Here is a 24,642-nt window from a genome sequence, read left to right as displayed (position 1 = left end):
CCGTAGTGTCCGGGCTCAGTCCGAGCCGGTGTGCTGGGCGGCCAGTCGCACGGGCGCGTTGACCGCTCCGTACCCTCGGTAGTCTCCGACGCGCTGCACGATCTCGAAGAAGACGTGCCCGGTGGTCCGCGTGTAGAGGTGGAGAAACTCCCCGTGGTCGTCGCGGTCGTACAGCAGGCCGAGCTCGCGGAGGGTCCGGTGCCGCTCGGCGCCCAGGTCGTGGCGGGCTTCGAGGTCGTCGTAGTAGTTGGCGGGGATGGGCAGCAGCAGGTCCCCGACCGCGCGCAGCCGCCGTGCGGTGGCCACGATGTCCCGGCTGCCCAGTGCGACGTGCTGCCACGGGATCTGCGGCGCACCCGGTCGCGCCCCGACATACGCCACGTTGAGCGCGACGCGTACGGCGCCGTCCGGGCCGGCCACCGCCCGGCTGCGCAGCAGGCCGTACGGGTCGGCGAGCTCCAGGCTCTCGTCCGGTCGCAGCCCCAGCACGCTGCGGTAGAACAGCGACGCCTCGTCGAAGTAGTGCCATGGCTGGGTGAGCGCCACATGGTCGATGTGGGTGATCCCGGCGGACGGCACCGGGTCGCTCGGCACCTCGGTGAAGTCGTCGGTCCAGCTCGGATGGTCCGGCCGCGCCGTACGACAGAAGAACAGTGCGGTGCCGTCCGGCGCCGCGATCGCGTCCAGGGGCGCCTCGCGAGGACCGCGGCGCCTCGGCAGGACCGGTGCGAGCAGCGACTCCGCGCGCTTGACCGAACCCGCCGGGTCGGGCGTCTCCAGACCGATCGCGGACAGGGCCGGGCCGGTCGCGCTGTCCGGGTCGCCGGTGTTCAGCAGGATGCGGGCCTGGTCCTGCTCCCATAGCTCAACCGGTTTGGTGGGGTGTCCGCCGGTACGGGCGAACCCGAGGGCGGTCAGGAGCCCGCTCAGCCGCCCGGTGTCGGGCGTGGCCAGCTCCGCGAACGCGAAGCCGGTCGGCACGACGGGAGCGGGCGGCGGGACGAGGCCGGTCGCCTCCGGCCCGAGGCGCGCGGAGACGGACTCCTCCAATGCGATCAGGGAGCGCATGGCGTCGCGAGCGGTACGGCCGGCGTCGGCCTGCCGGAAGATGTCGTTGAAGACCTCCAGCGACAGGGGTCCCCGGTAGCCGGCCCGCAGGACGTGGCCCACCAGCCCGGCCACGTCGAAGGCGCCCTGCCCGGGGAAACAGCGGTAGTGGCGGCTCCACTGCAGGACGTCCATGGACAGGTACGGCGCGTCGGCGAGCTGGAGGAAGAAGATCTTCTCGGCCGGGATCTCCTCGATGCCGGCCGGGTCCGAGCCCCGCGAAAGGATGTGGAAGCTGTCCAGGCAGACGCCCAGGGCCGGATGGTCGGCCAGTTCCACGATCCGCCAGGCGTGCCGGTAGTCGTCGACGTGCCGCCCCCACGCGAGTGCTTCGTAGGCGACGCGGATGCCGTGCTCGGCGGCCCGGCCGGCGAGAAGACGCAGCTGTTCAGCGGCGAGCCCGTCATCGGCGATCGTGTCGGGCGAGACGCTCGAGCACACCAGGAGCAGGTCGGCTCCGAGGCGTTCCATCACCGCGAACTTGTGTTCGGCGCGGCGCAGGTTACGGCCGAGGATGTCGGACGGCACCGCCTCGAAGTCCCGGAACGGCTGGAACAGGTCGATGCTCAGGCCGAGGTCAGCCGCTCTGGCCCGTATCTCCTCAGGCGCCGACGGGCTGGAGAGCAGGTCGGCCTCGAAGATCTCCACGCCGTCGAACCCGGCATCGGCGGCGGCGGGGAGCTTGCCGGTCAGCGGGCCGCTGAGCGACACAGTGGCGATGGATTTGCGCATGCCTTCCTCCGGGTCAGGAACCGATGAGTTCGGCCAGGTGGACGAGCATCCGCTCGGCGTCGGGCCTGATTCCGGTGAAGAGCCGGAAGGCGCCGTCGGCCTGGAAGACGACCCGTTCCCCGCCGCCGAGCCGCCGCGCCTCACGGAGCAGCGCGGTCTCCAGCGGGCGACAGACCACGTCGGCCACCCACAGATCCGGCCGGAGCAGGGCGGCGGCACCGTCCGGGATGCGCGGCCATGCCGACCGACGTCGCGTTGACGAGACCGTCCGCGTCCGCCAGCAGGTCGGCGGGTGATGAGGTCCCGATGTCGGACTCGATCGGCCCGATCAGGTATGAAGTCATGCCCGTTCCTTCTCGGACAGCCAGGACAGACGCCGGAGCGACCGGTCGCAATGTACGAACTAGTACGTTATAGCACTGCGTGTGGCCGTGGTCAGGTGATGACCGCGATGCGGCCGGCCGGCGCCTGCGACAGGGCCGGATGCCGAGGCCGACGACATCGGACGGCTCCTCAGGGGTGACGTCACATTGGATATCGCCGTCAGGGTCGACGGCGGCGATGAGGACGGCCGGGCCTACTTGTCCAGGAGTCCGGCCGTGCCCGCCGTCGCCTTGAGTACGTATATCGCTCCTGCCGTGAAGCCGGCCGCCGTGCACGCCATGACCATGACGACTTTGGCCGTGAGGGCGCAACGCCGACGCCGCCGCGCCGTAATTCTGGTCACATATCCCGTCTCCATGCCAACTCCTCTCCTGCGTCCGTAAACCGTTGCGGGTGTCGATATGGAGCGTGGTGGCCCTAAGACGACGATCTGACGCTAGTGCCTGCCGGCTTCCCAGACACCAGGGACTGAGAATTTCCACCCGACTCGACCGGAGTAAAGATCCGAACAATAAGTAAATGCACCCAGAAGCAACAATTTGAAGCGCACAGCGGGCACCTGGCGCCTGACCCGTGCCGGGAAGCGGCTCAAGGTCGCGCTCGAGCCCTTCGCCGGTCTGCCACAGGACGGCCGGGACGGACCGCACGCCAAGGCCGGCGGCCACGGTGATCAAGACCGTCAGTATCGTGATCGAGGTGGTCCGATAAGCAACCCCGAGCGCGTTTACAATCACCGCTGAGCGTTGGAACGAAGGAGCCACATATTGGATATCACTGTCTCTACCGTCCATGGCAGGGTACGCGGACTGGAGCGGGACGGTGTCGCGGCCTTTCTGGGAATTCCGTATGCGGCTCCTCCGTACGGCCTTCGCCGCATGCGGCCTCCGCTGCCTCCCGAGTCGTGGTCCGGCGAGCGCGACTGCCGCCGGCACGGGAACTCGATGTTCCAGCCGGGTTATCTTCCCGCTCTGGCCGGACTCCTGGTGGCGGCGGAAGGTCCCGGTGAGGACTGCCTGAACCTGAACATCTGGACCCCGGCTCCCGGGCGCGCCGGCGGTCGCCTTCCCGTGCTGGTCTGGATTCACGGAGGCGCGTTCCGTAACGGGTCCGGCTCGCTTCCCACCTACGACGGCGGGAAACTCGCCGCTGACGGCGTGGTCTGCGTCAGTATCAACTACCGGCTCGGCGCCGAGGGCTTTCTCCTCCTACCCGACGGCACCGCCAACCTCGGCCTGCTCGACCAGATCGCCGCCCTGCGGTGGGTCCACGAGAACATCGCGGGATTCGGCGGCGACCCGGACAACGTCACCGTCTTCGGCCAGTCGGCCGGTGCCATCAGTATCGCCACCCTGATGACCATGCCCCGGGGAAAGGGATTGTTCCGCCGCGCCATCCTGCAAAGCGGTGCCGGACACCACGCCCATTCCGCGCACCTCGGGCGCAAGATCACCGAACGACTCGCCGCCCTCGCCGGTGTCGAGCACACCACCGAGGCCCTGGCCACGACACCGCCCGAGCGCCTCATCGCCGCCAACGCCGCCCTCTCCCAGGAGATCTCCCGAGCCGCCGACCCGGGCGAGTGGGGCGAGTCCGCCGGCGGCGGCACCACCGTGCTGCCGGTCGTCGACGGAACCACTCTGCCGGCCCGTCCCATCGACGCGATCGCCGCGGGAGCCGGCCACGAGGTCGACGTGCTCACCGGCACCAACGCCGAGGAGTTCCGGCTGTTCCTCGTGCCGTTGGGCATCGCCGATCACATCACGGACGACCTCGTGCGTGGCTTTCTCTCCGCCTTCGGTCTGGACGCCGTGAACGCGCTCGCCGTCTACCGCGCGGCACGTCCGGACGCCTCGTCTGGTGATCTGTTCTCCACCGCGATGACCGACATGGCCTATCGCATCCCCGCCATCCGCCTCGCCGAAGCCCGCGCCGCCCACGGCGCGCCGACCTTCGTCTACGAGTTCGCCTGGCCTTCGCCTGCCCGGGACGGACGCCTGGGCGCCTGCCACATGGCCGAGATCGGCTTCGTCTTCGGCAATCCCACTGATCCCCTCCGCGGGCCGGGTGCTCCCCACGATCTGTCCGACCGGATGCGCGCCGCGTGGACCTCCTTCGCCCGCCACGGACGGCCCGACACGGACCGGCTACCCGCCTGGCCCTCCTACCTTCCGCATCGCTCGGTCCTCCGCTTCACCGGCACGGACTCCGCCGTCGTGCGCGACCCGTCAGGCCGCGAACGCAGGCTCTGGGAAGGGGCCCGATAGCGGATCGGGCGCCCCTCGACCGGTGTGCGTTCTCGGTCTGGGACGCCCGCCCGCGCCGTACGACAGGTGACGTGATCGTCACGGAGAGGATCGTTATCACGATCTCCGCTTCGGGATAACCTCCGTGCGAAATCATGAGCCCCCACCTGGAGACGCCTGTGGCCAGCTCCATTCGCCGTCTTCTCTCCCTCCGCCCATCTCCCGACGTGACCCGCTGCCACACGATCCGCCGTCACTCCGCGCTCGGGCGCTGATGGATCAATCGGTTTCACGGGCCCGCTTACACGAGCGATCAGCTGGCCTTCGCGCGATCGACCGGTTGCTCCACGCGCTCAGAAAGGGTGGCGGCGGTGCACTGTTTCTCACGGGTGACACGGGGCTCGGCAAGACGACGCTGCTCAACCTGGCCGCGCACCGCGCCGGGCCGCGGGTGAAGGTCGCCCGGGCACGCGGGCAGGCGATGGAGGTGGAGCTCCGTCTCGGGCTGGCCGCCCAGGCCCTGGAGCCGCTGGGCGGGCTGCGCCTGGGTCCGTCCGCGATCGCGGCGGAGCCTGCCGAGTCCCGGGTGGCGGTATGGCTTCGAGCCCGGGCATGGCTGGAGACGACCGCGTCGACCACCCCCGTTCTGCTGCTCCTGGATGACCTGCACTGGTCCGACCCGGACTCGCTGGAGCTGATCGCATTCCTCAGCCGGCGGATCCGAGAGGTCCCCGTCGGGATCATCGCCGGGCTGCGGCCGTGGCCGCCCGCCGCGCGGGAGCTGGTGGATCAGCTGGTGGCCGACGGCACCGCGGACAGCGTCGAGCTGGCGCCGCTGTCGCGGCCGGGCGCGCAGTTGATGCTCGCGGAGCTGCTCTCGCGGCAGTCCGAACACCGCGTCCGGGTCGATGGGCCGGACGGCGGAGACCTCGCGAGCCGGGCGTGGACCCTGGCCGGGGGGAACCCGTTCCTCATCGAGCAGCTGGCAAAGATCGTCATCTCGGAGGGGGGCCTGCCCGAGCCCGAGGGCATCGATCTCGGCGAGTTCCGCAGGGTGCTACTGCTGTCGACGTTCGCGGCGCTGCCTTCGCAGGCCATCGAGTACGCCCGCGCCGCCTCGGTGCTCGGCAGCGAGTTCCGGCTGGCCCTCGTACCACCCGTGGCGAGCCTGGATCCCGAACAGGCAGCCGACGGTCTCGAAGCGCTCTTCGGGAACGGCCTGCTGACCGAGACCCGACGTGGTTGGGCGGCTTTCGCCCATCCACTGATCGCGCGAGCCGTCTACGAGGACCTGTCCCCGGTGCGTCGAATCCGGCTGCACGCGCGCGCCTTCGAGCGTCTGGCCGGCCTGGGTGAGGTCTCCCTCGCCGCACATCACGCCGTGGCGGCCGACCTGGTGGGCGACCCGGCCGCGATCGCGGCGGTGACCGCGGCGGGCGACGCCTCGATGTGCGCCGGCGCGGTGCGGCGTGCGGTGGAGCACCTGCAGGCCGCCGTCGAACTGTGCGCGGGCGAGGTTCCCGGGATGCTGTGGCTGCGGCTCGGGGAGGCCTGGCTGGCCGCTGGGCAGCCGGCACGGGCCGCCGAATGCTGCCGCTCGGCCGCCTCGACCGCGGACCTGGTCGGTGCGCCCAGGGTGCGCGCGTTGCGGCTGCTCGCAAGGGCGATGGCCTTCGCCAGCGACATCCCGAGCTCCGGACGGGCCGCCGAGGAGGCGCTGGAGTACGCCCGCGCGTCCGCTCCGGAGACGGTGGGCTCGGTCATCGTCGAGCAGGTACACGCGGTGTGGCAGAGCTCCGGCCCGGCACCGGCGTCCGTCCTGATCGACGCTCTGTACGGCGAGAGCGAGCTCCGCGACCCCGGGCTGCGCGCGATGCGGAGCTTCGTCAACTACTACGCCCATGCGGACGCCGGCGCCCTCGATGAGTTGAGCGCGCTCGTGGGCGACGATACGGATCTGAACATCGGTGAGGACCAGAACTCGCCCTTCGACCCCACGCTGCTCTACCTCAGCATCGCCTGCCTCAGTGAGCGGTTCGACGACGAGGAGCGGGTGCGCGGTCGAGCTCGGGAGCGGGCGGCGGCCCGGGGACTCATTCATGCGCAGCTCGCCTTGGACATCTCCAAGGTCGACAGCCTGTTGCGCCAGGGCCGGCTGACCGAGGCGCGAGGCGTGCTCGACGATTGCGGGCGGGTCGCGGACGTGGTGCCGTTGATGCACGAAACGATCGACCTCAGCCGTGCCGCCCTGGCCTGTGAGTTCGGTGACACCGGACGGGCCCGCGCGCTCTTGACCGCCGCCGGCCCACCGCACCTGATGTGGATGAGCCGGGTGTGGGCAGCTCATCTGGAAGCCGTGATCAGGCTGAACGACGAGGACACCGACGCGGCCTCCGCCGGTTATCTCGAGCTGGAACGGCTGATCGACGAGCTGGGCGTGCGGGACCCGTGCGTTGTTCCCTGGGCGTCGTTCGCCATCCGCGCACATCTGCGTTCGGACCGCCTGGAGGACGCCGAGCGCGTCTGCGGCCGGGTCGAGGCGGTGATGCATGATCTGCCCGGCATGTGGCCCCGCCTGACCGCGTCGGCCGGGCGAGCGGGCCTGGCCGCGGCCAGGGGCGACAGGCGGAGCGCGTTGGCGCTGTACACCGAAGCGGTGGCCCTTCCCGTTCCGCTGCCGTTGGAACGTGCCCGCGTGCTGCTGGACTCCGGATCATGGCTGCGGCGCGTCAACCAACCTCTGGCGGCCCGCGAGCATCTCGCCGAGGCGCTCGGGATCGCGGAACGGGCCGGCGCGGTCGGGCTCGCGGCGCGTGCCGCGGCCGAGCTGCGGGTGGCCGGAGGACGTCGCCGTTCCCAGCGGGAGCCGCGCGGGCAGCTCACGGCCCAGGAGACGCGAGTGGCATCGCTGGCCTCGCAGGGTCTGACGAACGCCGAGGTGGCGCACCAACTGTCCCTGTCGGTGAAGACGATCGAAACACACCTGACCCGGATCTACCGCAAGCTGAGCGTGCGCTCCAAGCGAGAGCTGCGGGCCCATCTCCCTCGGCCGGAACCTGCCGACCATTGGTCCGGGCTCGGATAAAGATCAGGGCATCCCCCCGACGCAAGGGTGCCCCGAGCGGGCCTCGCCACCAGCCCGCCCGGTCGGATCGGCGCCGCCGCCGGCCGCGGACAGTGCCTAAAACTACGGGACAGTCCCCGATGCAGACCTCAGGGCACACGACCCACGATGGTCCGGCGGCAAGGGAGAAATCGGCTCTGCCGCGATCCCGAGCATGGCTGCGGGGTCGGGACGGCGGACGGGGGCGGAACGTGGCCGTGGCGGAGGTTCGGAACCGCGAAGGCGAGTTCCGGCTTGGCGACCAGCCCATTGCGATCGTCGGGCTCTCCGGGATCTTCCCCCAGGCGCCTGACCTGCGTACCTACTGGAGCAACATCCTCGGCGCCGTCGACTGCACCAGCGAGGTGCCGGCCGACCGCTGGCGGATCGAGGACTACTACGACCCCGACCCCGGTGCCGAGGACAAGACCTACTGCCGGCGCGGCGGATTCATCCCGGACGTGGAGTTCGACCCCCTGGAGTTCGGCCTGCCCCCCAACAGCCTGGAGGTCACCGACGTCGCACAGCTGCTGTCGCTGATGGTGGCCAAGGAGGCATTGCGGGACGCCGGGTACGCCGAGGCGGATGCCGCGCTGCGGGAGCGAACCGCCGTGGTGCTCGGGATCGGCGGTGGCCAGAAGCTGCTCACCCCGCTCACCTCCCGCCTGCAGTACCCGGTGTGGCAGCGGGTACTGCGCGCCGCCGGCCTGACCGAGCCGGAGACCGCCGTGCTGGTGGAGAAGATCAAGCTCGCGTACGTGCCCTGGGTGGAGGCGTCCTTCCCCGGAATGCTGGGCAACGTGATCGCGGGGAGGGTCGCCAACCGGCTCGACCTGGGCGGGACGAACTGCGTGGTCGACGCCGCCTGCGCGTCCAGCTTCGCCGCCCTCAAGATGGCGGTCAGCGAGCTGGTCGAGCACCGGGCCGACCTGGTGATCAGCGGTGGGGTCGACACCGACAACACCATCCTCATGTACATGTGCTTCAGCAAGACCCCGGCGTTCAGCCGGCGGGAACAGGTCCGCCCGTTCGACGCCGACGCCACCGGCACGATGATCGGCGAGGGCCTCGGCATGTACGTGCTGAAGCGGCTGGCCGACGCCGAACGTGACAGGGACCGGATCTACGCGGTGATCCGGGGCATCGGCAGCTCCAGCGACGGCCGCAGCACGAGCATCTACGCGCCGCTGTCCTCCGGCCAGGCGGTCGCGCTGCGCAGGGCGTACCGGGACGCCGGCTGCGAACCGGACAGCGTCGGGCTGGTCGAGGCGCACGGCACCGGCACCGCCGCCGGCGATTCCTGCGAGCTGACCACGCTGCACGAGGTCTTCGCCTCGGCCCCTCCGCACCGCGTCGGGCTCGGCTCGGTCAAGTCGCAGATCGGGCACGCCAAGTCGGCGGCCGGCGCCGCCGGGCTGATCAAGGTGGCGCTGGCGCTGCACCACAAGGTGCTGCCGCCGACGATCAACGTGGACGTCCCGGCCGAGCGGCTCCGCGATCCGGGCTCGCCGTTCTACCTGAGCACCGTCGCCCGGCCCTGGCTGAGCCCCGGGGCGCCCCGCCGGGGCGGCGTCAGCTCCTTCGGGTTCGGCGGCACCAACTACCACGTCGTGCTGGAGGAGTACGGCGGGGACCACGACGGGCCCTATCGGTGGCAGCGGCTACCGGAGGCGGTCGTGGTGTGGGCCGACACGCCGAGCGCGCTCGCGGACCGGTGCCGCGAGCTGGCGGGCCGACTGGCCGGACCGGAGCCGGGCGCCGCTCTGGCCGAGCTGGTGGCGCTGCCTCCGCCGCCTCCGGCCGCACCTCGGGTGGGCACGGTGGTGACCGACGCCGCCTCGGCGGCGGAACGGCTGACCAGGGCGGCAGAGCTGATCGGCGCCGAGCCGGACGCGCAGGACTGGCACCGCGAGGACCTCGCGATCGGCTACCGGCGGGCGGCACTCGAGCCGACCGGGCGGGTGGCGGCGCTGTTCCCCGGGCAGGGCTCGCAGTACGTGGGCATGGCCGGGGCGACGACGGCCGCGTTCCCCGAGCTGCGCGCCGCGCTGGCGCTGGCCGACGAGGTCGCCCTGGCCGCCGGCGGCTCGCCGATCTCGGAGGTGATCCACCCGCCGCCGGTGCCGGACGCGGACCCCCGGGCCGGGGCTGACCGCCTGCGTCAGACCCAGCACGCGCAGCCGGCCATCGGAGCGGTCAGCCGTGGGCTGTGGACGCTGTTGGTCCGGGCGGGGTTCGGCGCCGACATGCTGGCCGGGCACAGCTTCGGCGAGCTGACCGCGCTGTGGGCGGCCGGGGCGGTGGGCGAGCGGGACATCGCGGCGCTGGCCGACGCCCGTGGTCGTGCGATGGCCGCGCCGACGCCCGGGGCCGGCCCCGGCGGCATGCTGGCCGCGCTCGCGGGTGAGGACGAGGTACGGCGGCTGCTCGCCGCCTCCGGCACGGGCGTGCGGGTCGCGAACATCAACGCGCCGAGGCAGGTGGTGCTGGCCGGGGCCCACGCCGAGCTCGCGACGGTACGGGACGCGCTGGTCAGCGCCGGGATCGGCGTCACCGACCTACCGGTCGCGGCCGCGTTCCACACTCCCCTGGTGGCGCACGCCCGGGAACCGTTCGCGGCGGCGGCCGCCGAAGTCGGCTTCGCCGCGCCCGCGATTCCGGTCTACGCCAACGCGACGGCGGCGCCCTACCCCGCCGAGCCGGAGGCGGTCCGCGACCAGTTGGTCGACCAGATCCTGAACCCGGTGCTGTTCGCGAAGACCGTGGAGAACCTGTACGCCGCCGGGGCGCGGTGCTTCGTGGAAGTGGGTCCGGGCGGCACCTTGGCCGGCCTGGTCCGGCAGACACTGGCCGGCCGGCCCGCCCTGGTGGTGTCGGTCAACCCGGATCAGCGGTCCTGTCCAGTGCGACAGCTGCAGGTCGCGGCCATGCGGCTGCGCGTCGCGGGGCTGGCGCTGCGCCCGTTGGACCGGTACGCGGCCCTTCCGCCGCCGGCAAAGGCTCGCGGCCCGGCGACGGTGCGCATCAACGGCGCCAACCACGTGAGCTCGCGCACCACCGAGAGGTTCGAAGCCGCCCTCGCCGACGGCTTCACGATTCAGCGCCATCGGGACGCAACGGAGGTACGCGCGCCCATGAACCCGACACCAGCCGCCCCGGACTCCGCCGACCCGGTTCCGCCACCGCCCGTGCCACCGCCCGTGCCACCGCCCGTCGCCGTCGCGCAGGCGGCCCCGGCGACCGCCGCGGAGCCCGCTCCGTTCGCGGCGCAACGGGAATCCGAGCGCACCCACGAGCACTACCTGCACCACCAGCGCGAGGCCGCCCGGATGATCACCGATCTCGCGCGGACGGCGGCCAACGGCATCGCGCCGGAAGGCCGGACCACGTTGGCCCGGGCGATGGAGATGCTGCACGAGCAGCAGCTGGCGGTCTCGCGCAACCATGGAACGCACCTCGGTCAGCGGCAGCAGTTCCTCCGCGCGCTTCTCGGCTCAGCCGACGGCACGGTGCCCGGCCCGGTGGTCCACACCGCCCCGCCGGTACTGGAACCGCCGGTGCTGGAACCGCCGGTCGCTCCGGTCGCGGAGCGTGCGGCCACTCCCCCGGCGGCGGAGGAGGAGCCCGCGACCGCGTTGGCCGAGCCCTTGGTCCCGGTTGCGGAGCCGGCGGCCTCGGTGGCCGAGCCGGGATCCGGTCCGGCCGACGGGGAGGCCGGCGCGACGTTGCTGGAGATCGTGGCGGACAAGACCGGCTACCCGGTCGACATGCTCGACCTCGACATGGACATCGAGGCGGATCTCGGCATCGACTCGATCAAGCGGGTGGAGATCCTGGGGGCATTGAGCACCCGGTACCCGGAGCTGCCGCCGTTCCGCCAGGAGGAGGTCGGCGAGCTGCGCAGGCTCGGCCAGATCGTGGAGCGGATGGAGCAGTTGCTCGGCCTCCCCGCCGCGGCCGGGACGCCGGCGTCCACGCCGGCGGGGAACGGTGCCGCCCCGGTCGGGAACGGTGCCGCTGCGATCGAGCGCCTGACCGCCGACGGGGCCCGGCTGCGTACGCTGCCCCGGCCCGACACCCTGCTCGTCCCGCCGCCCGAAGGGCACGTCTGCGTGCTGACCTCCGACGGGTCGCCACTCGCCGACTCACTGGCGCGGGCCCTTCGGGCGTGGGGATGGTCGCACGTGGCCGTCCTGCCGCTGTTCGACGCCACCCAGGGGGCACCGGCGCCGGCCGACGGTCGCGACGAGGCGATCAGCGACGCGCTGGTGGGTGTGGAGCGGGAACACGGGCCCATCGGCGGCTTCGTGCACCTGCATCCCGCGACGCCGCCGGGCCCCCACGAGCTGTTCGGCGAGCATGAGCAGACCCTCCTGCGACAGGTGTTCGTGGCGGCCCGGTCGCTGGATGCCGGCCTGGCGCGCTACCACGGCCCGGGCCGGCCGGTGTTCGCCACCGTCGCTCGTCTCGACGGCGGCTTCGGGCTGGCCGGCGACCGGGACTTCTCCGCCGCCGCCGGCGGGCTGTTCGGGCTCGTCAAGACGCTGGCGCTGGAGTGGCCGGGCGTGTTCTGCCGCGCAGTCGATCTGCATCCCGAGGTCCCCGCCGAGCGCGCGGCCGAGCTGGTGATCGCCGAGCTGCGCGATCCGGACCGCACGGTCGCCGAGGTGGCACTGACCGCCGACCGCCGGGTTCAGCTCGTGGCCGCGGACGAGGGATCGGCCGAGCCGGCCCCGGCGGTGAGGGGATGAGCCCTCCGGGCCCGGACACGCTTTTCGTGGTCAGCGGCGGAGGGCGGGGGATCACCGCGCGCTGTGTCGTCGAGCTCGCGGGCCGGTTCGGCGGCCGGTACCTGCTGCTCGGGCGCACCGACCCGGGAGCGCCCGAGCCGATCTGGTCGGCGGGCGCGTCCGGCCCGGCGGAACTGCGGGAGGCCGCGCTGCGCGCCCGCGGTGAACATGGACGCCCGACGACGCCGACCGAGCTGGAGCGGTCGGTGGCGGAGGTCGTGGCGAGCCGCGAGGTGCGGGCCACCCTGGACGCGGTCACGCACGCCGGCGGCCGTGCGGAGTACCTGCCCGTCGACGTCACCGACGCGGCGGCGCTGCGGCGTGCGCTGACGCCGGCCCTCGCCGACGGCGCCGGCGAGGTGGTGCTCGTGCACGGCGCAGGCGTGCTGGCCGACCGGCCGATCGGGCGCAAGACCGTCGCCGACTACGAACGGGTGGTCGGACCGAAGGTCACCGGCTTGGTCAACCTGCTGGCGTGCCTGCCGGAGGAGCGGCTCCGCCAGGTCGTGCTGTTCTCCTCGGCGGCCGGGTTCTTCGGCAATCCCGGCCAGTCGGACTACGCGCTGGCCAACGAGGTGCTGAACAAGGCCGCGCTGCTGCTGCGCCGGCGCCGGCCGGGGTGCCGGATGCTGGTGCTGAACTGGGGCCCGTGGGATGGCGGCATGGTGACCGGTTCCCTGAAGGCACTGTTCGCGGGGCGCGACGTCCCGTTGATCGATCCGGCCGCCGGTGCCGACCTGCTGGCCCGTGAGCTGGCCCGGCATCCGGGCGGGGACGTGGAGGTCGTGGTCGGCCGGGCGCCGGCGGCACGCCCGTCCCCGATCGGACCGCCGGCCGTGCACCGGGTCCGTCGCCGGCTGGACCCGGCGGCGAACCCGTTCCTGCGTGACCACGTCGTCGACGGCCGCCGGGTGCTCCCGGCCGTCGTGAGCGGCTCGTGGCTGGTCAACTCCGCCGAGGAACTGCTACCCCGGCTCCGGGTCGTCGCAATCCGGGACTTCCGGGTGTTCAACGGGGTGGTGCTGACCGACGACACCCCGGTGGAGCTGACGTTGGAGCTCACGCCCGAGGCGGCCCCGGTGAGCATGGGCGGCGACGACGTGGTGCTCGCCGCCAAGGTGTGGTCGGAGACCGGTTCCGGGTCGCGTCCCCGGTACGGGGCACGCCTCGCCCTCAGCCCGCACCCGCCCAGAGCCCCCCGGGTCGACGCCCCGCCGTCGCCGGTGCCGGGAGCGGCCGAGGGCGAGCGGCTCTACCAGGACGGGACGTTGTTCCACGGACCGCTGTTCCGCGGCATCCGGCGGGTGCTCTCCCACGACGCCTCGCACATCTGGCTCGAGTGCCGGCTGCCCGAGGTGCCGGTCTCCGCGCAGGGCCAGTTCCCGGTCCGGTCGGTGAACCACTTCGTGGCCGACGTGGGGTTCCAGGCCATGCTCGTGTGGGTCCGGTTGCACACCGGGATGGCCTCTCTCCCGCTGAGCTGCGCCGGCAGCGACATCTATCGGCCGCTGCCGTTCGACCGTACCTTCTACGCCCGGGCCGAGGTGCGCCGCCACGACGCCGGTTCGATGGCGGCCGACGTCGTCCTGTGCGACGCCGGCGGGCGGGTCCACCTGCGGCTGGCCGGCGCCGAGGTCACGGTCAGCGCGCGGCTCGCGGAGCGCTTCCGCGCGGTGGGAGCGCCGGCATGAACGATCCGGTGGCGGTGGTCGGCCTCGGCTGCGTCTTCCCGGACGCGCCCGATCCGGCTGCCCTCTGGCGCAACCTCCTGGCCGGGAAACGGTCGATCACGCGGGCGACCGCCGCCGACCTCGGGGCCGATCCGGCCGTGTTCCTGGCCTCCGAGCCGACCCCCGACCGCACCTACTGCCTGAACGGCGGGTACGTCCGCCAGCGCGACTTCAACCTCGACGGCTACCGGCTGCCGGCCGACCGGATCGCCGGTTTCGACCCGTCCGGGCTGTGGACCCTGGACGCGGCGCGGCAGGCGCTGGCCGGCCTCGGGCACCTGGACGAGTCCAGCCGGCGGCGCTGCGGGCTCGTGCTGGGCTGTCTGGCGTTCCCCACGCAGGCGTCGGTGGCGGCGCTCGGTCCGGTCTACGAGCAGGGGCTGGCCGCGGCGCTCGCCGATGTGCTCGACGTGCCGGCGCTACGACCGGCGGAGCGGACCCGGATCGGGCGTCTTGAGGGGTCGATGCTCGGCGCCGACCTCGTCGAGTCGGTCTGCGCGGCCCTCGGACTGGGCGGGCCCCGGCTGGTGCTGGACGCCGCCTGCGCCTCCTCGCTCTACGCGATCAAGCTCGGCTGTGATCTGCTCGCCGCCGGACGCTGCGACCTCGCACTGGCCGGCGGGGTCAGCGGCTCACACCGGCTGCTGATCCATGTCGCGTTCAGCACGTTCCAGGCCTACCCCCGCGATGGGGTGTCGAGCCTCCCGCTGGACGGCTCGTCACAGGGGTTGCTCGCCGGCGAGGGCGCGGGCGTGATCGCACTCAAGCGGCTGCGGGACGCCGAGCGCGACGGCGATGAGATCCACGCGGTGATCCGGGCGATCGGCATGTCCAACGACGGCGCGGGCCGGCACCCGCTGGCGCCGAACCCGGCCACCCAGCGGACGGCCCTGGAGCGGGCGTACGCGGCGGCCCGGATCGATCCCGCCACGGTCGACTACGTCGAGTGCCACGCGACCGGCACCCCGCTCGGTGACCTCACCGAGCTGAACACCATCGAGCGGGTCTTCGGCGCCCGGGTCCCGCTCGTCGGCGCGGTGAAGTCGAACGTCGGCCACCTGCTGACCGCCGCCGGGATGGCCGGCACGCTCAAGGTGATCCTCGCCATGCGGGCCGGCGTGATCCCGGCGACCGCCGGCCTGCGGACCCCGCTGGTCTCCGACGGCGGCGCGGTGGGGCCGGAGCGGATCGTCGGCGCGGCCCGGGAGTGGCCCACCGGCGCCGGACCCCGCCGGGCCTCGGTGAACGCCTTCGGCTTCGGCGGCGCGAACGCGCACCTGGTCGTGGACGCGGCGCCGGACGGCGCGTCCCTGAGCGGGCGGCCGCCCGTGCGCCCCCGGCCGGCGGACGTGGCCGTCGTCGGCCTGGCGGGCCTGCTCGGGGACCGGCGGGAGCTGCCCGCCGGGCGCTGGCGGGGGCTGGACGACGACGAGCTGCTCCGCGCGCACGGATTCGCCGGCGACCCACCGCCTGGCCGCTACCTGGACGCGGTGGTGGTGGACGCGCTGCGGTTCAAGGCCCCACCGGGCGCGGCCGACGTGCCGGTCGCGCAGCAGATGATGGTGCTGGACGTGGCCGACAGGGCGCTGCGGGATTCCGGCGTCGAGCCCGGTACGACGGTCGCCGTGGTGGTGGCGATGGCCGGCGACCCGACCCTGCACCGGTTCGTGGCCCGGCTGGAGGCCGGCCGGCGGCTGCCGCACTTGCTCGCACGGGCCGGCCTGGCCGCGGAGCCGGACGAGCTGGCCACGCTCATCGCGGCCGCGCGCGACGCGCTGCATGAGGAGCTGGGCGTCAACCGGTACCTGAGCTACATCGGCAACATCATGGCCACCCGGGTGGCCGGCCTGTGGGACCTGCGTGGCCCGGCGTTCACCGTCACCGCCGCCGGCTCGGGCGGGCTGCGCGAAGCCCGGGCGGCCGCCGAGGGCATGCTGGCCCGCGGTGAGGTCGACGCGGCGGTGGTGGCGGCCGTGGACCTCGCCGGTGCCCCGGAGGTGGTGCTGGCCACCGGTCCGGCCGGCGAGCCGGTGGACTGCGCCGCCGCGCTGGTCGTGGTGCCGGCCGGAGGCCCCGCCGACCCGCGCGGGCGCCGGTACGAGCTGCCCGACGGGCTGGACGACTGCCGGGCCCTGGCCGCGTATGCGGTGGCTCACCAGCGCGAGGTCGCGGTCATGCCCCGGGTCGCCACCCGGATCGCCACCGGCGGTCCCCGGCTGCGCGAATCGCTGGCCGCCGCCGGGTTGCCGCGGCCCCGGCGGGCACCCGGCGTGTCGGGGGCGCGGCCGGCGCCCGCCGCCCCGCCGCCGCAGGCCGCCACCGGACCCGGTCACGAGGACTTCCTGCGCGCCCGCCAAGCCGGCCGGATCGCGCCGGCGGGTGGCCGGGGCCGGCGTGAGGGCGGTCCTCGGGCGGCCGGCGTGGTCTGGGACCGGCAGGACCTGCTGGAGTTCGCGCGCGGTGACGCGGCGGCGGTGTTCGGTCCGGAGTTCGCCGAGATCGACCAGCACCGGCGCCGGGTCCGGCTGCCGATGCCGCCGTACCTGCTGGTCGATCGGGTGACCCGGCTGGACGCCACCCCGAACGTGCTGGGGCCCTCGGCGTTGACCACGGAGTACGACGTGCCGAGGGCGGCCTGGTACGCCGTCGACGGCCAGGTTCCGTGGTCGGTCACGATCGAGTCCGGTCAGTGCGACCTGCTGCTGATCTCCTACCTCGGAGTCGACTTCGGCAACCGGGGCGAGCGGGTCTATCGGCTGCTGGACTGCACCCTCACCTTCCTCGGCCGGCTGCCCCGCGAGGGCGACACCCTGCGTTACGACATCCACATCGACTCCTTCGCCCGCACCGCCGACACGCTGCTGTTCTTCTTCCACTACGACTGCTTCGCGGGCGAGCGCAAGATCATGGAGATGCGCGGCGGGTGCGCCGGGTTCTTCACCGACGAGGAGCTGGCGCAGGGCAAAGGGGTGCTCGGCGGGCGGTCCCGGGTGGATCTCGGGCGGGCCCGGTTCGAGCCCCCGCTGCGCACCGACCGGGTCACCCTGGACGCCGCCGACCTGGACCGGCTCAGCGACGGCGCGTTGGCGGCGGTGTTCGGACCGGAGTACGACCAGGGCGGGCGCAACCCCGCGCTGCGGCTGGCGCCGTCGAGGATTCGGATGCTGGACCGGATCGTCCGGCTGGACCCGGCCGGTGGCCCGCGCGGGCTGGGTGAGATCGTCGGTGAGAAGGACCTGCGGCCGGACGACTGGTACTTCCCCTGCCATTTCCTCGGCGACCCCGTGCTCGCCGGGTCCCTGATGGCCGAGGGCTGCGTTCAGCTGCTCCAGACCCACCTGCTGGCGCTGGGCCTGCAGACCCTGGTCGAGGACGCCACGTTCGAACCGGTGGTCGGGGTGCCGCAGCGGGTGCGCTGCCGCGGCCAGGTCACGCCGGCCGATCGGCTGCTGACCTACCGGGCGCGCCTGGTCGAGGTGGAGCTGGAACCGAACCCGTACGCGAAGGCCGACGTCGACGTGGTGCTGGACGGCCGGGTGATCGTCGCGTTCGAGGGTCTCGCGGTACGCCTGGCCGGCACCCCGGTCCGAGCGAGCCGGGCGCTGTTCGGGCCGCGGGAGCTGGCCGAGTTCGCGACCGGGTCGATGACGGCCTGCTTCGGACCGGAGTACGACTGCTACGCCGAACGCCGCGTCCCCCGGATCCCGAACGGCGACCTGCACCTGATGAGCCGGGTGGTCTCGATCGACGGCACCCGCCACGACTTCCGGACCGGCACCGAGCTGCTCGCGGAGTACGACGTGCCGGCCCGGCCGTGGTTCGACCCGGACGGTGGCCGCGACTCGCTGCCGTACTCGATGCTGATGGAGATCGCCCTGCAACCGTGCGGATTTCTCTCCGGGTGGCTGGGCTCGACGCTGGCCACCCCGGACGAGGACCTCTACTTCCGCAACCTCGACGGGGACGCCCGCCTGCTCGCCGACCCGGCCCTGGCCGGGCGGACCGTGTGGACCCGGGCCCGGCTGTGCGCCTCGACCGCCCTGGAGGGCGTGATCATCCAGAAGTTCGACTTCGTGCTCGGCTGCGCGGACGTCCCGATCTACCGCGGTAGCACGGCCTTCGGCTACTTCCGCCGAGACGCGCTGGCCAACCAGATCGGCCTGGACGGAGGCCGGCGGAAGCCGGCGTGGTCGACCGGCACTGCGGCCCCGTTCGATCCCGCCGGCTCGCGCCTGCCGATGCCGGACGGGCAGCTCGACCTGCTCGACGAGGTGACCGTGGCACTCGACGGCGGCACCCGGCGGCGCGGCTGCGCCTGGGGCCGGACCAAGGTCGACCCGTCGAGCTGGTTCTTCGACGCGCACTTCTTCCAGGACCCGGTGATGCCCGGCTCGCTCGGGGTCGAGGCCCTTCTGCAGGCCCTCAAGGCCTACACCGCGGCGGCCGGACTGGGTGCGCGGTTCGCCCGGCCGCGGTTCGCCCAGGCGGTCGAACATCGCACCGTCTGGAAGTACCGGGGGCAGATCGTGCGCACCGACCGGGAGATGCTGGTGGAGGTGCACGTCACCGAGGTCCGGGATGAGGACGACCGGGTGGTGGTGATCGGCGACGGCGACCTCTGGAAGGACGGCCTGCGGATCTACCACGTCGCCGGCCTGGCGGTGGCCGTCGTCGAGGCGGGCGCATGACCTCCCCGGGCGCGCTGGTCGCGGGCCGTCCCGGGCCGGCCCGGGACGAGGCCGGCATGCGTCGCCTGCTGGCCCAGCTGGACGAGCCGGTCCAGGTGGTCCGGGACGCGTCGGGGATCGGCGTACTCGGTGGCGCGGGCGAGCGGTCCGGCACGGAGGTGCTGGCCGAGGCGCCGGCGGCGCCGCCGGAGACCCTTGGCGATCCCGGCTTCCGCCGCCGCCACGGGGTGGCGCGGTGCTACGCCGCCGGCGCGATGGCAGGCGGTATCGCCACCGAGGAACTGGTGATCGCGCTCGGCCGCGACCGCGTCCTTGGCTCCTTCGGCGCGGCCGGCCTGCTGCCGGACCGGATCGAGGCGGCCATCGCCCGGATCACCGACGCGCTCCCGTGCGGGCCGTACGCCTTCAACCTGATCCACAGCCCGGCCGAGGAGGCCCTGGAACGCCGGACCGTCGAGCTTTACCTCGCCCACGGCGTCCGTACCGTTGAGGCGGCCGCGTTCCTCACGCTCACCCCGCACGTGGTGCGGTATCGGGTGGCCGGGCTGTCCGAGGAGCCGTCCGGAGCGGTCCGTATCGGCAACCGGGTGATCGCCAAGGTGTCCCGCCGCGAGGTGGCCCGGCACTTCCTCAGCCCGCCCCCGCCGGAGCTGGTGGCGGCGCTGGCCGGTCAGGGGCTGGTCACCGCCCGGCAGGCGGAGCTGGCGGCCCGGGTGCCGATGGCCGACGACGTCACCGTGGAGGCCGACTCCGCGGGGCACACCGACAACCGGCCGCTCGTGGTGCTGCTGCCCTCGATCGTGGAGCTGCGCGACGAGCTGCAGGCCAGGTACCGCTTCGCCGAGCCGGTCGGCGTGGGTGCGGCCGGCGGGATCGGCACCCCGCACGCCACGCTGGCCGCGTTCGTCCTGGGCGCCGGGTACGTGGTCACCGGGTCGGTCAACCAGTCGTGCGTCGAGGCCGCCGCGTCGGCGCACACCAAGCGGCTGCTGGCCGAGGTGGACCTGGCCGACGTGGCGATGGCGCCGGCCGCCGACATGTTCGAGCTCGGCGTACGGCTGCAGGTGGTGAAGCGGGGAACGCTGTTCCCGGTACGGGCGCAGCGGCTGTACGCGCTGTACCGGGCGTACGACGGGCTGGAGCAGATCCCCGCGGACGAACGGGCCAGGCTGGAGCGGCAGGTCTTCCGGCAGAGTCTCGACGAGGTATGGCGCGGCACCCGGGAGTACTTCGCGGCCCGGGACCCGGCCCAGGTGGTCCGAGCCGAGCAGGACCCGAAGCGGCGGATGGCGCTGGTGTTCCGCTGGTACCTGGGCCGCTCGTCGCGCTGGTCGAACGTCGGTGAGCCGGGCCGGGAGGGTGACTACCAGATCTGGTGCGGCCCGGCGATGGGTGCCTTCAACGACTGGGTGCGCGGCAGCCACCTCGCCGACCCGGCCGACCGCCGGGTGGTGGACGTGGCTCGGCACCTGATGACCGGGGCGGCCTATCTGCGCCGGGTGGCGCACCTGGACGCGCTGGGCGTGACGCTGCCGGCCGCGCTGCGGCGCTACCGGCCGGAACCCGGGGCACCGGCGCCCCGGGCGATGCCGTGCTGACCCGGGGCCGGGCGCCCCGGCCCGAACGGCCGGGTGCCGGGCGCGATCCGTACGCTTCCCGCTCCGCCACGGCACACCGGCCGGGGCGTCGCCGGGGCCGGGTCTCGACGCTGGTGGCCCTGCGGCGCACCGGGAGCAGCCCGCCGCTGTTCGTGGTGTGCGCCGGACACGGCGACGTGCTCGCGGTCGCGCAGCTGGCCCGGCTGCTGGACGACGAGCAGCCGTGTTATGCCCTGCAGGCGCCGCTCGACCTGGACCTGCCCCGCGCCGAGCTGTTCGACGCCCTGCTGAACCGCTACCTGGCCGACATCGCGTCGGTCGCTCCGGCCGGACCACTGGTGCTCGCGGGTAACTCCTGCGGCGGCTACCTGGCCCTCGAGCTGGCGCGTCGCATGCGCCACGACGGCCCTCCCCCGCTGGTCGCGCTGCTGGACACACCCTGCCGGATCACCGGCGCCGGCTACGCGGCCGACCGGTTCGGCCGGTGGCTGGCCCGGCGCGCGAGCTTCGCCGGCCGGGACGGTGCGCCCGGCTGGATACGGACCGCGTACGCGATGTGGACCGACCGGGGCCACGAGGTTCACGTGCGGGCCACGGCCGGGTACCGCCCGGCGCCCTACCCCGGCCCGGTGGTGCTGTTCCGGGCCCAGGTGTGGCGGCTGCGCGGACTGACGCCGAGCGGGGTGTACGTGTCCGCGCGCCGGTGGGCCTCGGTGACCAGGGCGGGGTTCGACGTGGTCGACGTGCCCGGGCACCACTGGAGTTTCCTGCGCGAGCCGAGGGTGCGAGTCCTCGCCGACCGACTGGAGGCCGTGCTGGCCGGGACGGAGGTACCACGGTGACCGTGGATGTCACACCGGACTGGAGCGATGTCTCCGATCCCGGGCTGCGGCAGGTGCTGGGCGAGCTGGTGTCGGCCGCCTACCGGGTGGCGCGCACTCGCTCGAGCCGCGCGGCGCACGGTGTCGGGGTCGCCGCCGGCGGCCGGCTGCGGGTGCTCGACGACCCCGCGCTGCCGGCGCACCGGGTGCTCGACCCGGGCGCGGAGTACCGGGTGCTGCTCCGGCATTCCAACGCCCGCGGCTTCGCCGACGACGCGGTGCTGGACGGCCGGGGCGCCGCGCTGCGGCTGCTGGGGCCCGCCGGCGACACGTCGCCGCTGGTGGATCTGGTGCTGGTCACCGGGGAGCGGTTCGTGTCCCCGCACGCCGCCGCGTTCGCCGAGTGGACCCGGGCGACGGCAGCCGGACGGTCCGCCCTGATGGCGGACGACCCGGGCATCGCGCAGGCCCTCACCGAGCTGATCCGGGACCCGGACTCCTACCTGGACGTGTACTACTACTCGCAGGTCGCCTACCGGTTCATCGGCCGTGACGGGATCCCCAGGCTGGTCCGGTACCGGCTGCGGAGCGCCGACGGCGGTCCGGACGGCGGCCGCGTCGACCCGGCGCACCTGCGGCTGCCGCAGGACTACGCGCCCCGCCGGGACGGTGACCCGCGTGCCGGCGACCACCTGCGCGACGAGTTCCGCCGGCGGGTGCGGCGCGGCGACGCCCGGTACCTGCTGGAGCTGCAGCTGCGACCCGACGAGGGCGACCGGGAGGCACTGGATCCGACCCGGCCCTGGCCGCCCGAGCGGTTCGCCTGGGTGGCAGCCGCCGAGGTGGAGCTCGACCACCTGACCGACCCCGCCGCGGCCGAGATGCTGACCTTCAATCCAGGCCACGCCCCGCCGGAGCTGGCCCTGATCCCGGCCACCTCGGCCACCGACCCGGCGTCGGTCAACCATGTCCGGGCGGTCGCCTACCGGGCCTCCGCACACGCCCGGCTGGGCCTGCCCATCGACGCGACGCTGAGTGCGCTGGTCGCCGGGCGGCGGCCGGTGGACGACCTGCCACCCCCGCTCGCCGGGCTGCGAGAGGCCCTGGTCGGTGCCACCCTCGACATGCACCGGCTTCGCTGGCAGGATTCCGCCGACCCGGTGGCGGACATCCTGGCCGTGCTGGCCGGCGGACCGCTCGCCCGGCACGAGCCGGCGCTGGCCCGCGTGGCCACGGGGCTGCGGGCCGCGGCCGACGCCGGCCGCCCGGACGCCGGCGCGGTCCCCGACGGCTTCCGGGCCATGCTGGACCGGCTGACCGCCGGCTTCCACCGCGCCGAAGCGGGGAGCATGGCCGCGCTGGCGGACGTGCTCACCGCCTACCGCCCGGTGTGCATGGAGACGATCTTCTGGAACGGGGTACTGACCTGCCGGTACTACCGCGACCACGGCGAGTACCTGGCCTACGCCGAGCGGGTCACCCGGGTGCTGCCGGCGCTGTCCCGGCTGGCCCTGGCGGTGCCGGTGGGCGACGACCAGGTGCTCGCCGTCGCCCGGTTCGCCAGCGTCGACCCGGGCACCGCGAGCGCCGTGCTGTCGGAGTACACCTGCACGGCGGTGCGGGACGGCGACCGGTGGGCGTTGCGTGCGGTGCTGGAGACCGAGTACCTGGAGCGGCCGGTCACCGCCGAGCAGGACGCCGACACGGTGGTCGAGGACTACTTCGCCCGGCCGGTCGACCAGGCCGAGCGGCACGCCAAGCTGGCTCTCGCCGTGGCCGCCGGGCTGCTGGTCGAGGAGTGGGAGCACGCGCTGGCCCGCTTCGACGACGGCCCACGCCGGGTGTGCGTGATCGGCGCCGGGCCTGCCGGGCTGGTCGCGGCACACGAGTTGCACCGGCGTGGCCACCGGGTGACCGTCCTGGAGCAGGCGGACGCGGTGGCCGGCAAATGCGCCTCGGTCGCGGTGGACGGCCGCTGGTACGACCTCGGCGGGCATCTGTGCATCGGTGAGCACACGTACGTGCGGCGGCTGGCCGCCGAGGTCGGCGCCGGGACCGAGCCGGCCACACCCGCGCACGTCGTCGACGCCGGGACCGGCTCGATCGTACGGAGGCGGGGGCTGCTGCTGGACACCGCCGCCATCCGGACGTACCAGCGGCTGCGGGACGCCGAGTTCCCGGGGATCGGCGGCTCAGGGCTGGTGGACGCCGGTCGGAGCCTGGACCTGCCGGCGGCGCGGTGGGCCACGGACCGGAACTTCGCGGCGTTGACCGCGCTGGTTCCCGGCTACACCGGCTCCGGTTATGGCTTCCTCGGCTCAGCTACGCTGCCCGCCCTGTACCCGCTGCGGTTCGCCGAGTTCGCCGGGGTGTTCTCCTTCCTGGGCGCGGACGCCGAGTCGGCCGCCCGGCACACCCGGTGGACGGTCGCCGGCGGGTTCATGGACCTCTGGCGGCGGGTGGCCGCCCGGCTGCCGGACGTACGCGTCGGTCAGCGGGTGGAGTCGGTGACCCGCGCCGACGGCCGGGTGCGGGTGCGCACCCGGGACGGTGAGGAGGAGTTCGACGACCTGGTGCTGGCGATGCCGCTGGACCGGACCGGAGAGTTCCTCGACCTCGGCGACGAGGAGCGCGAGCTGTTCGCCCGCATCCGGTACCTGGACTACTGGACGGTGGTGGCCGAGGCGACGGGGCTGCCGCGTGAGGGCTTCTACCTGGTGGACCGGCACGTCGACGACCCGGCCACCGTCGGCCACTGCGTGTCGTTCCACCACCGCTACCCGGACACCGACGTGTACACCTTCTACGGCTACGGCCGCCCCGGGCAGACGGCCGGCGAGCTGCAGCGGACGCTCGCGGAGGACGTGCGGCGGATGGGCGGGCGGCTCGAAGCGGTGCACACCTCGCGCCGCTGGGACTATTTCCCGCACGTCGAGGCCTCCGACGCCGCCGCAGGGTTCTTCTCCCGGTTGGAAGGGCTGCAGGGCGCGCGGAACACCTGGTATGCCGGGTCGCTGCTCGCGTTCGAGCTGGTGGAGCCGACGGCGGTACACGCTCGGGAGCTGGTGCGCCGGCACTTCCCGGCTCTCGCCGGAACGCCCGGGGCCGAGCCGGCGTCCGCGCCGCCGCCGGCCGCGCCGACGCACGCCGGTCCGCTCCTCGCCGGGGTGCCGGACCATGCCGAGATCCGAGACTGGATGCGCGCTCAGGTGGCCCGGCGGCTGGGCCTGGCGGTGGCGGAGGTCGACGCGGACGCGCCGCTGGACGCCTACCCGCTGGAGTCGCTCGCGATCGTGCAGCTGATCGCCGAGATGTCCGCCTGGCTGGACTGGGAGATCGCTCCGGCGGTCCTCGTCGAGTACCCGACGATCGACGAGGTGGCTCGGGCCATCGCGGACGACCTGGCCGCCGAGAGCGCTCTCGCCGCCGGCCCCTCGCGGGCCTGA

At 73.6% G+C, this 24,642-nt stretch carries 10 protein-coding genes; 8 read left to right on the top strand and 2 right to left on the bottom strand.

Annotation, left to right across the window (positions count from 1 at the left end; all coding sequences use genetic code 11):
• Nucleotides 1-15: 15 nt before the first annotated feature.
• The gene (locus ACQEV1_RS22500; RefSeq protein ID WP_433395826.1) at nt 16-1,839 is read right to left on the bottom strand and encodes a bifunctional sugar phosphate isomerase/epimerase/4-hydroxyphenylpyruvate dioxygenase family protein; all 1,824 of its coding nucleotides are present in this window, start codon (nt 1,837-1,839) and stop codon (nt 16-18) included.
• 13 nt (nt 1,840-1,852) lie between these two features.
• Complete coding sequence (locus tag ACQEV1_RS22495; RefSeq protein WP_433395824.1) at nt 1,853-2,026, bottom strand: hypothetical protein; 174 nt, start codon at nt 2,024-2,026, stop codon at nt 1,853-1,855.
• A gap of 940 nt (nt 2,027-2,966) precedes the next feature.
• Here ACQEV1_RS22495 and ACQEV1_RS22490 point away from each other — a divergent pair.
• The 8 genes from ACQEV1_RS22490 to ACQEV1_RS22455 all read left to right on the top strand — a co-directional run bounded on the left by ACQEV1_RS22490 (nt 2,967) and on the right by ACQEV1_RS22455 (nt 24,642).
• Entirely contained in the window at nt 2,967-4,487 is a 1,521-nt protein-coding gene (locus ACQEV1_RS22490) for a carboxylesterase/lipase family protein (protein WP_433395822.1), read from the top strand.
• A gap of 253 nt (nt 4,488-4,740) precedes the next feature.
• Nucleotides 4,741-7,551, top strand: a complete 2,811-nt coding sequence (locus ACQEV1_RS22485; protein WP_433395820.1) for an ATP-binding protein — start codon at nt 4,741-4,743, stop codon at nt 7,549-7,551.
• Nucleotides 7,552-7,787: 236 nt separating this feature from the next.
• Complete coding sequence (locus tag ACQEV1_RS22480) at nt 7,788-12,320, top strand: beta-ketoacyl synthase N-terminal-like domain-containing protein (RefSeq protein WP_433395818.1); 4,533 nt, start codon at nt 7,788-7,790, stop codon at nt 12,318-12,320.
• Nucleotides 12,317-14,050, top strand: a complete 1,734-nt coding sequence (locus tag ACQEV1_RS22475) for an SDR family NAD(P)-dependent oxidoreductase (RefSeq protein WP_433395816.1) — start codon at nt 12,317-12,319, stop codon at nt 14,048-14,050. Before ACQEV1_RS22480 ends, ACQEV1_RS22475 begins: the two co-directional genes overlap by 4 nt.
• On the top strand, nt 14,047-18,777 hold the full coding sequence (locus ACQEV1_RS22470; RefSeq protein WP_433395814.1) for a beta-ketoacyl synthase N-terminal-like domain-containing protein: 4,731 nt from the start codon (nt 14,047-14,049) through the stop codon (nt 18,775-18,777). The genes ACQEV1_RS22475 and ACQEV1_RS22470 overlap by 4 nt, the downstream gene beginning before the upstream one ends.
• The gene (locus ACQEV1_RS22465; protein WP_433395812.1) at nt 18,774-20,375 is read left to right on the top strand and encodes a PfaD family polyunsaturated fatty acid/polyketide biosynthesis protein; all 1,602 of its coding nucleotides are present in this window, start codon (nt 18,774-18,776) and stop codon (nt 20,373-20,375) included. The genes ACQEV1_RS22470 and ACQEV1_RS22465 overlap by 4 nt, the downstream gene beginning before the upstream one ends.
• Nucleotides 20,369-21,217: a thioesterase domain-containing protein gene (locus ACQEV1_RS22460; protein ID WP_433395810.1), complete on the top strand. Its 849-nt coding sequence runs from the start codon at nt 20,369-20,371 to the stop codon at nt 21,215-21,217. Before ACQEV1_RS22465 ends, ACQEV1_RS22460 begins: the two co-directional genes overlap by 7 nt.
• Entirely contained in the window at nt 21,214-24,642 is a 3,429-nt protein-coding gene (locus ACQEV1_RS22455) for an FAD-dependent oxidoreductase (RefSeq protein ID WP_433395808.1), read from the top strand. The genes ACQEV1_RS22460 and ACQEV1_RS22455 overlap by 4 nt, the downstream gene beginning before the upstream one ends.

Source organism: Actinoallomurus sp. CA-142502 (assembly GCF_050936355.1).
Classification (GTDB): domain Bacteria; phylum Actinomycetota; class Actinomycetes; order Streptosporangiales; family Streptosporangiaceae; genus Actinoallomurus; species Actinoallomurus iriomotensis.
The sequence above is the reverse complement of the archived record's forward strand: the minus strand, read 5'-3'. Positions and strand labels throughout refer to the sequence as shown.

What these genes read in the sequence shown, in the direction of transcription:
- ACQEV1_RS22500 (WP_433395826.1), bottom strand. Translation starts at nt 1,839, where the DNA reads ATGCGCAAATCCATCGCCACTGTGTCGCTCAGCGGCCCGCTGACCGGC.
- ACQEV1_RS22485 (WP_433395820.1), top strand. Translation starts at nt 4,741, where the DNA reads ATGGATCAATCGGTTTCACGGGCCCGCTTACACGAGCGATCAGCTGGC.
- ACQEV1_RS22475 (WP_433395816.1), top strand. Translation starts at nt 12,317, where the DNA reads ATGAGCCCTCCGGGCCCGGACACGCTTTTCGTGGTCAGCGGCGGAGGG.
- ACQEV1_RS22470 (WP_433395814.1), top strand. Translation starts at nt 14,047, where the DNA reads ATGAACGATCCGGTGGCGGTGGTCGGCCTCGGCTGCGTCTTCCCGGAC.
- ACQEV1_RS22465 (WP_433395812.1), top strand. Translation starts at nt 18,774, where the DNA reads ATGACCTCCCCGGGCGCGCTGGTCGCGGGCCGTCCCGGGCCGGCCCGG.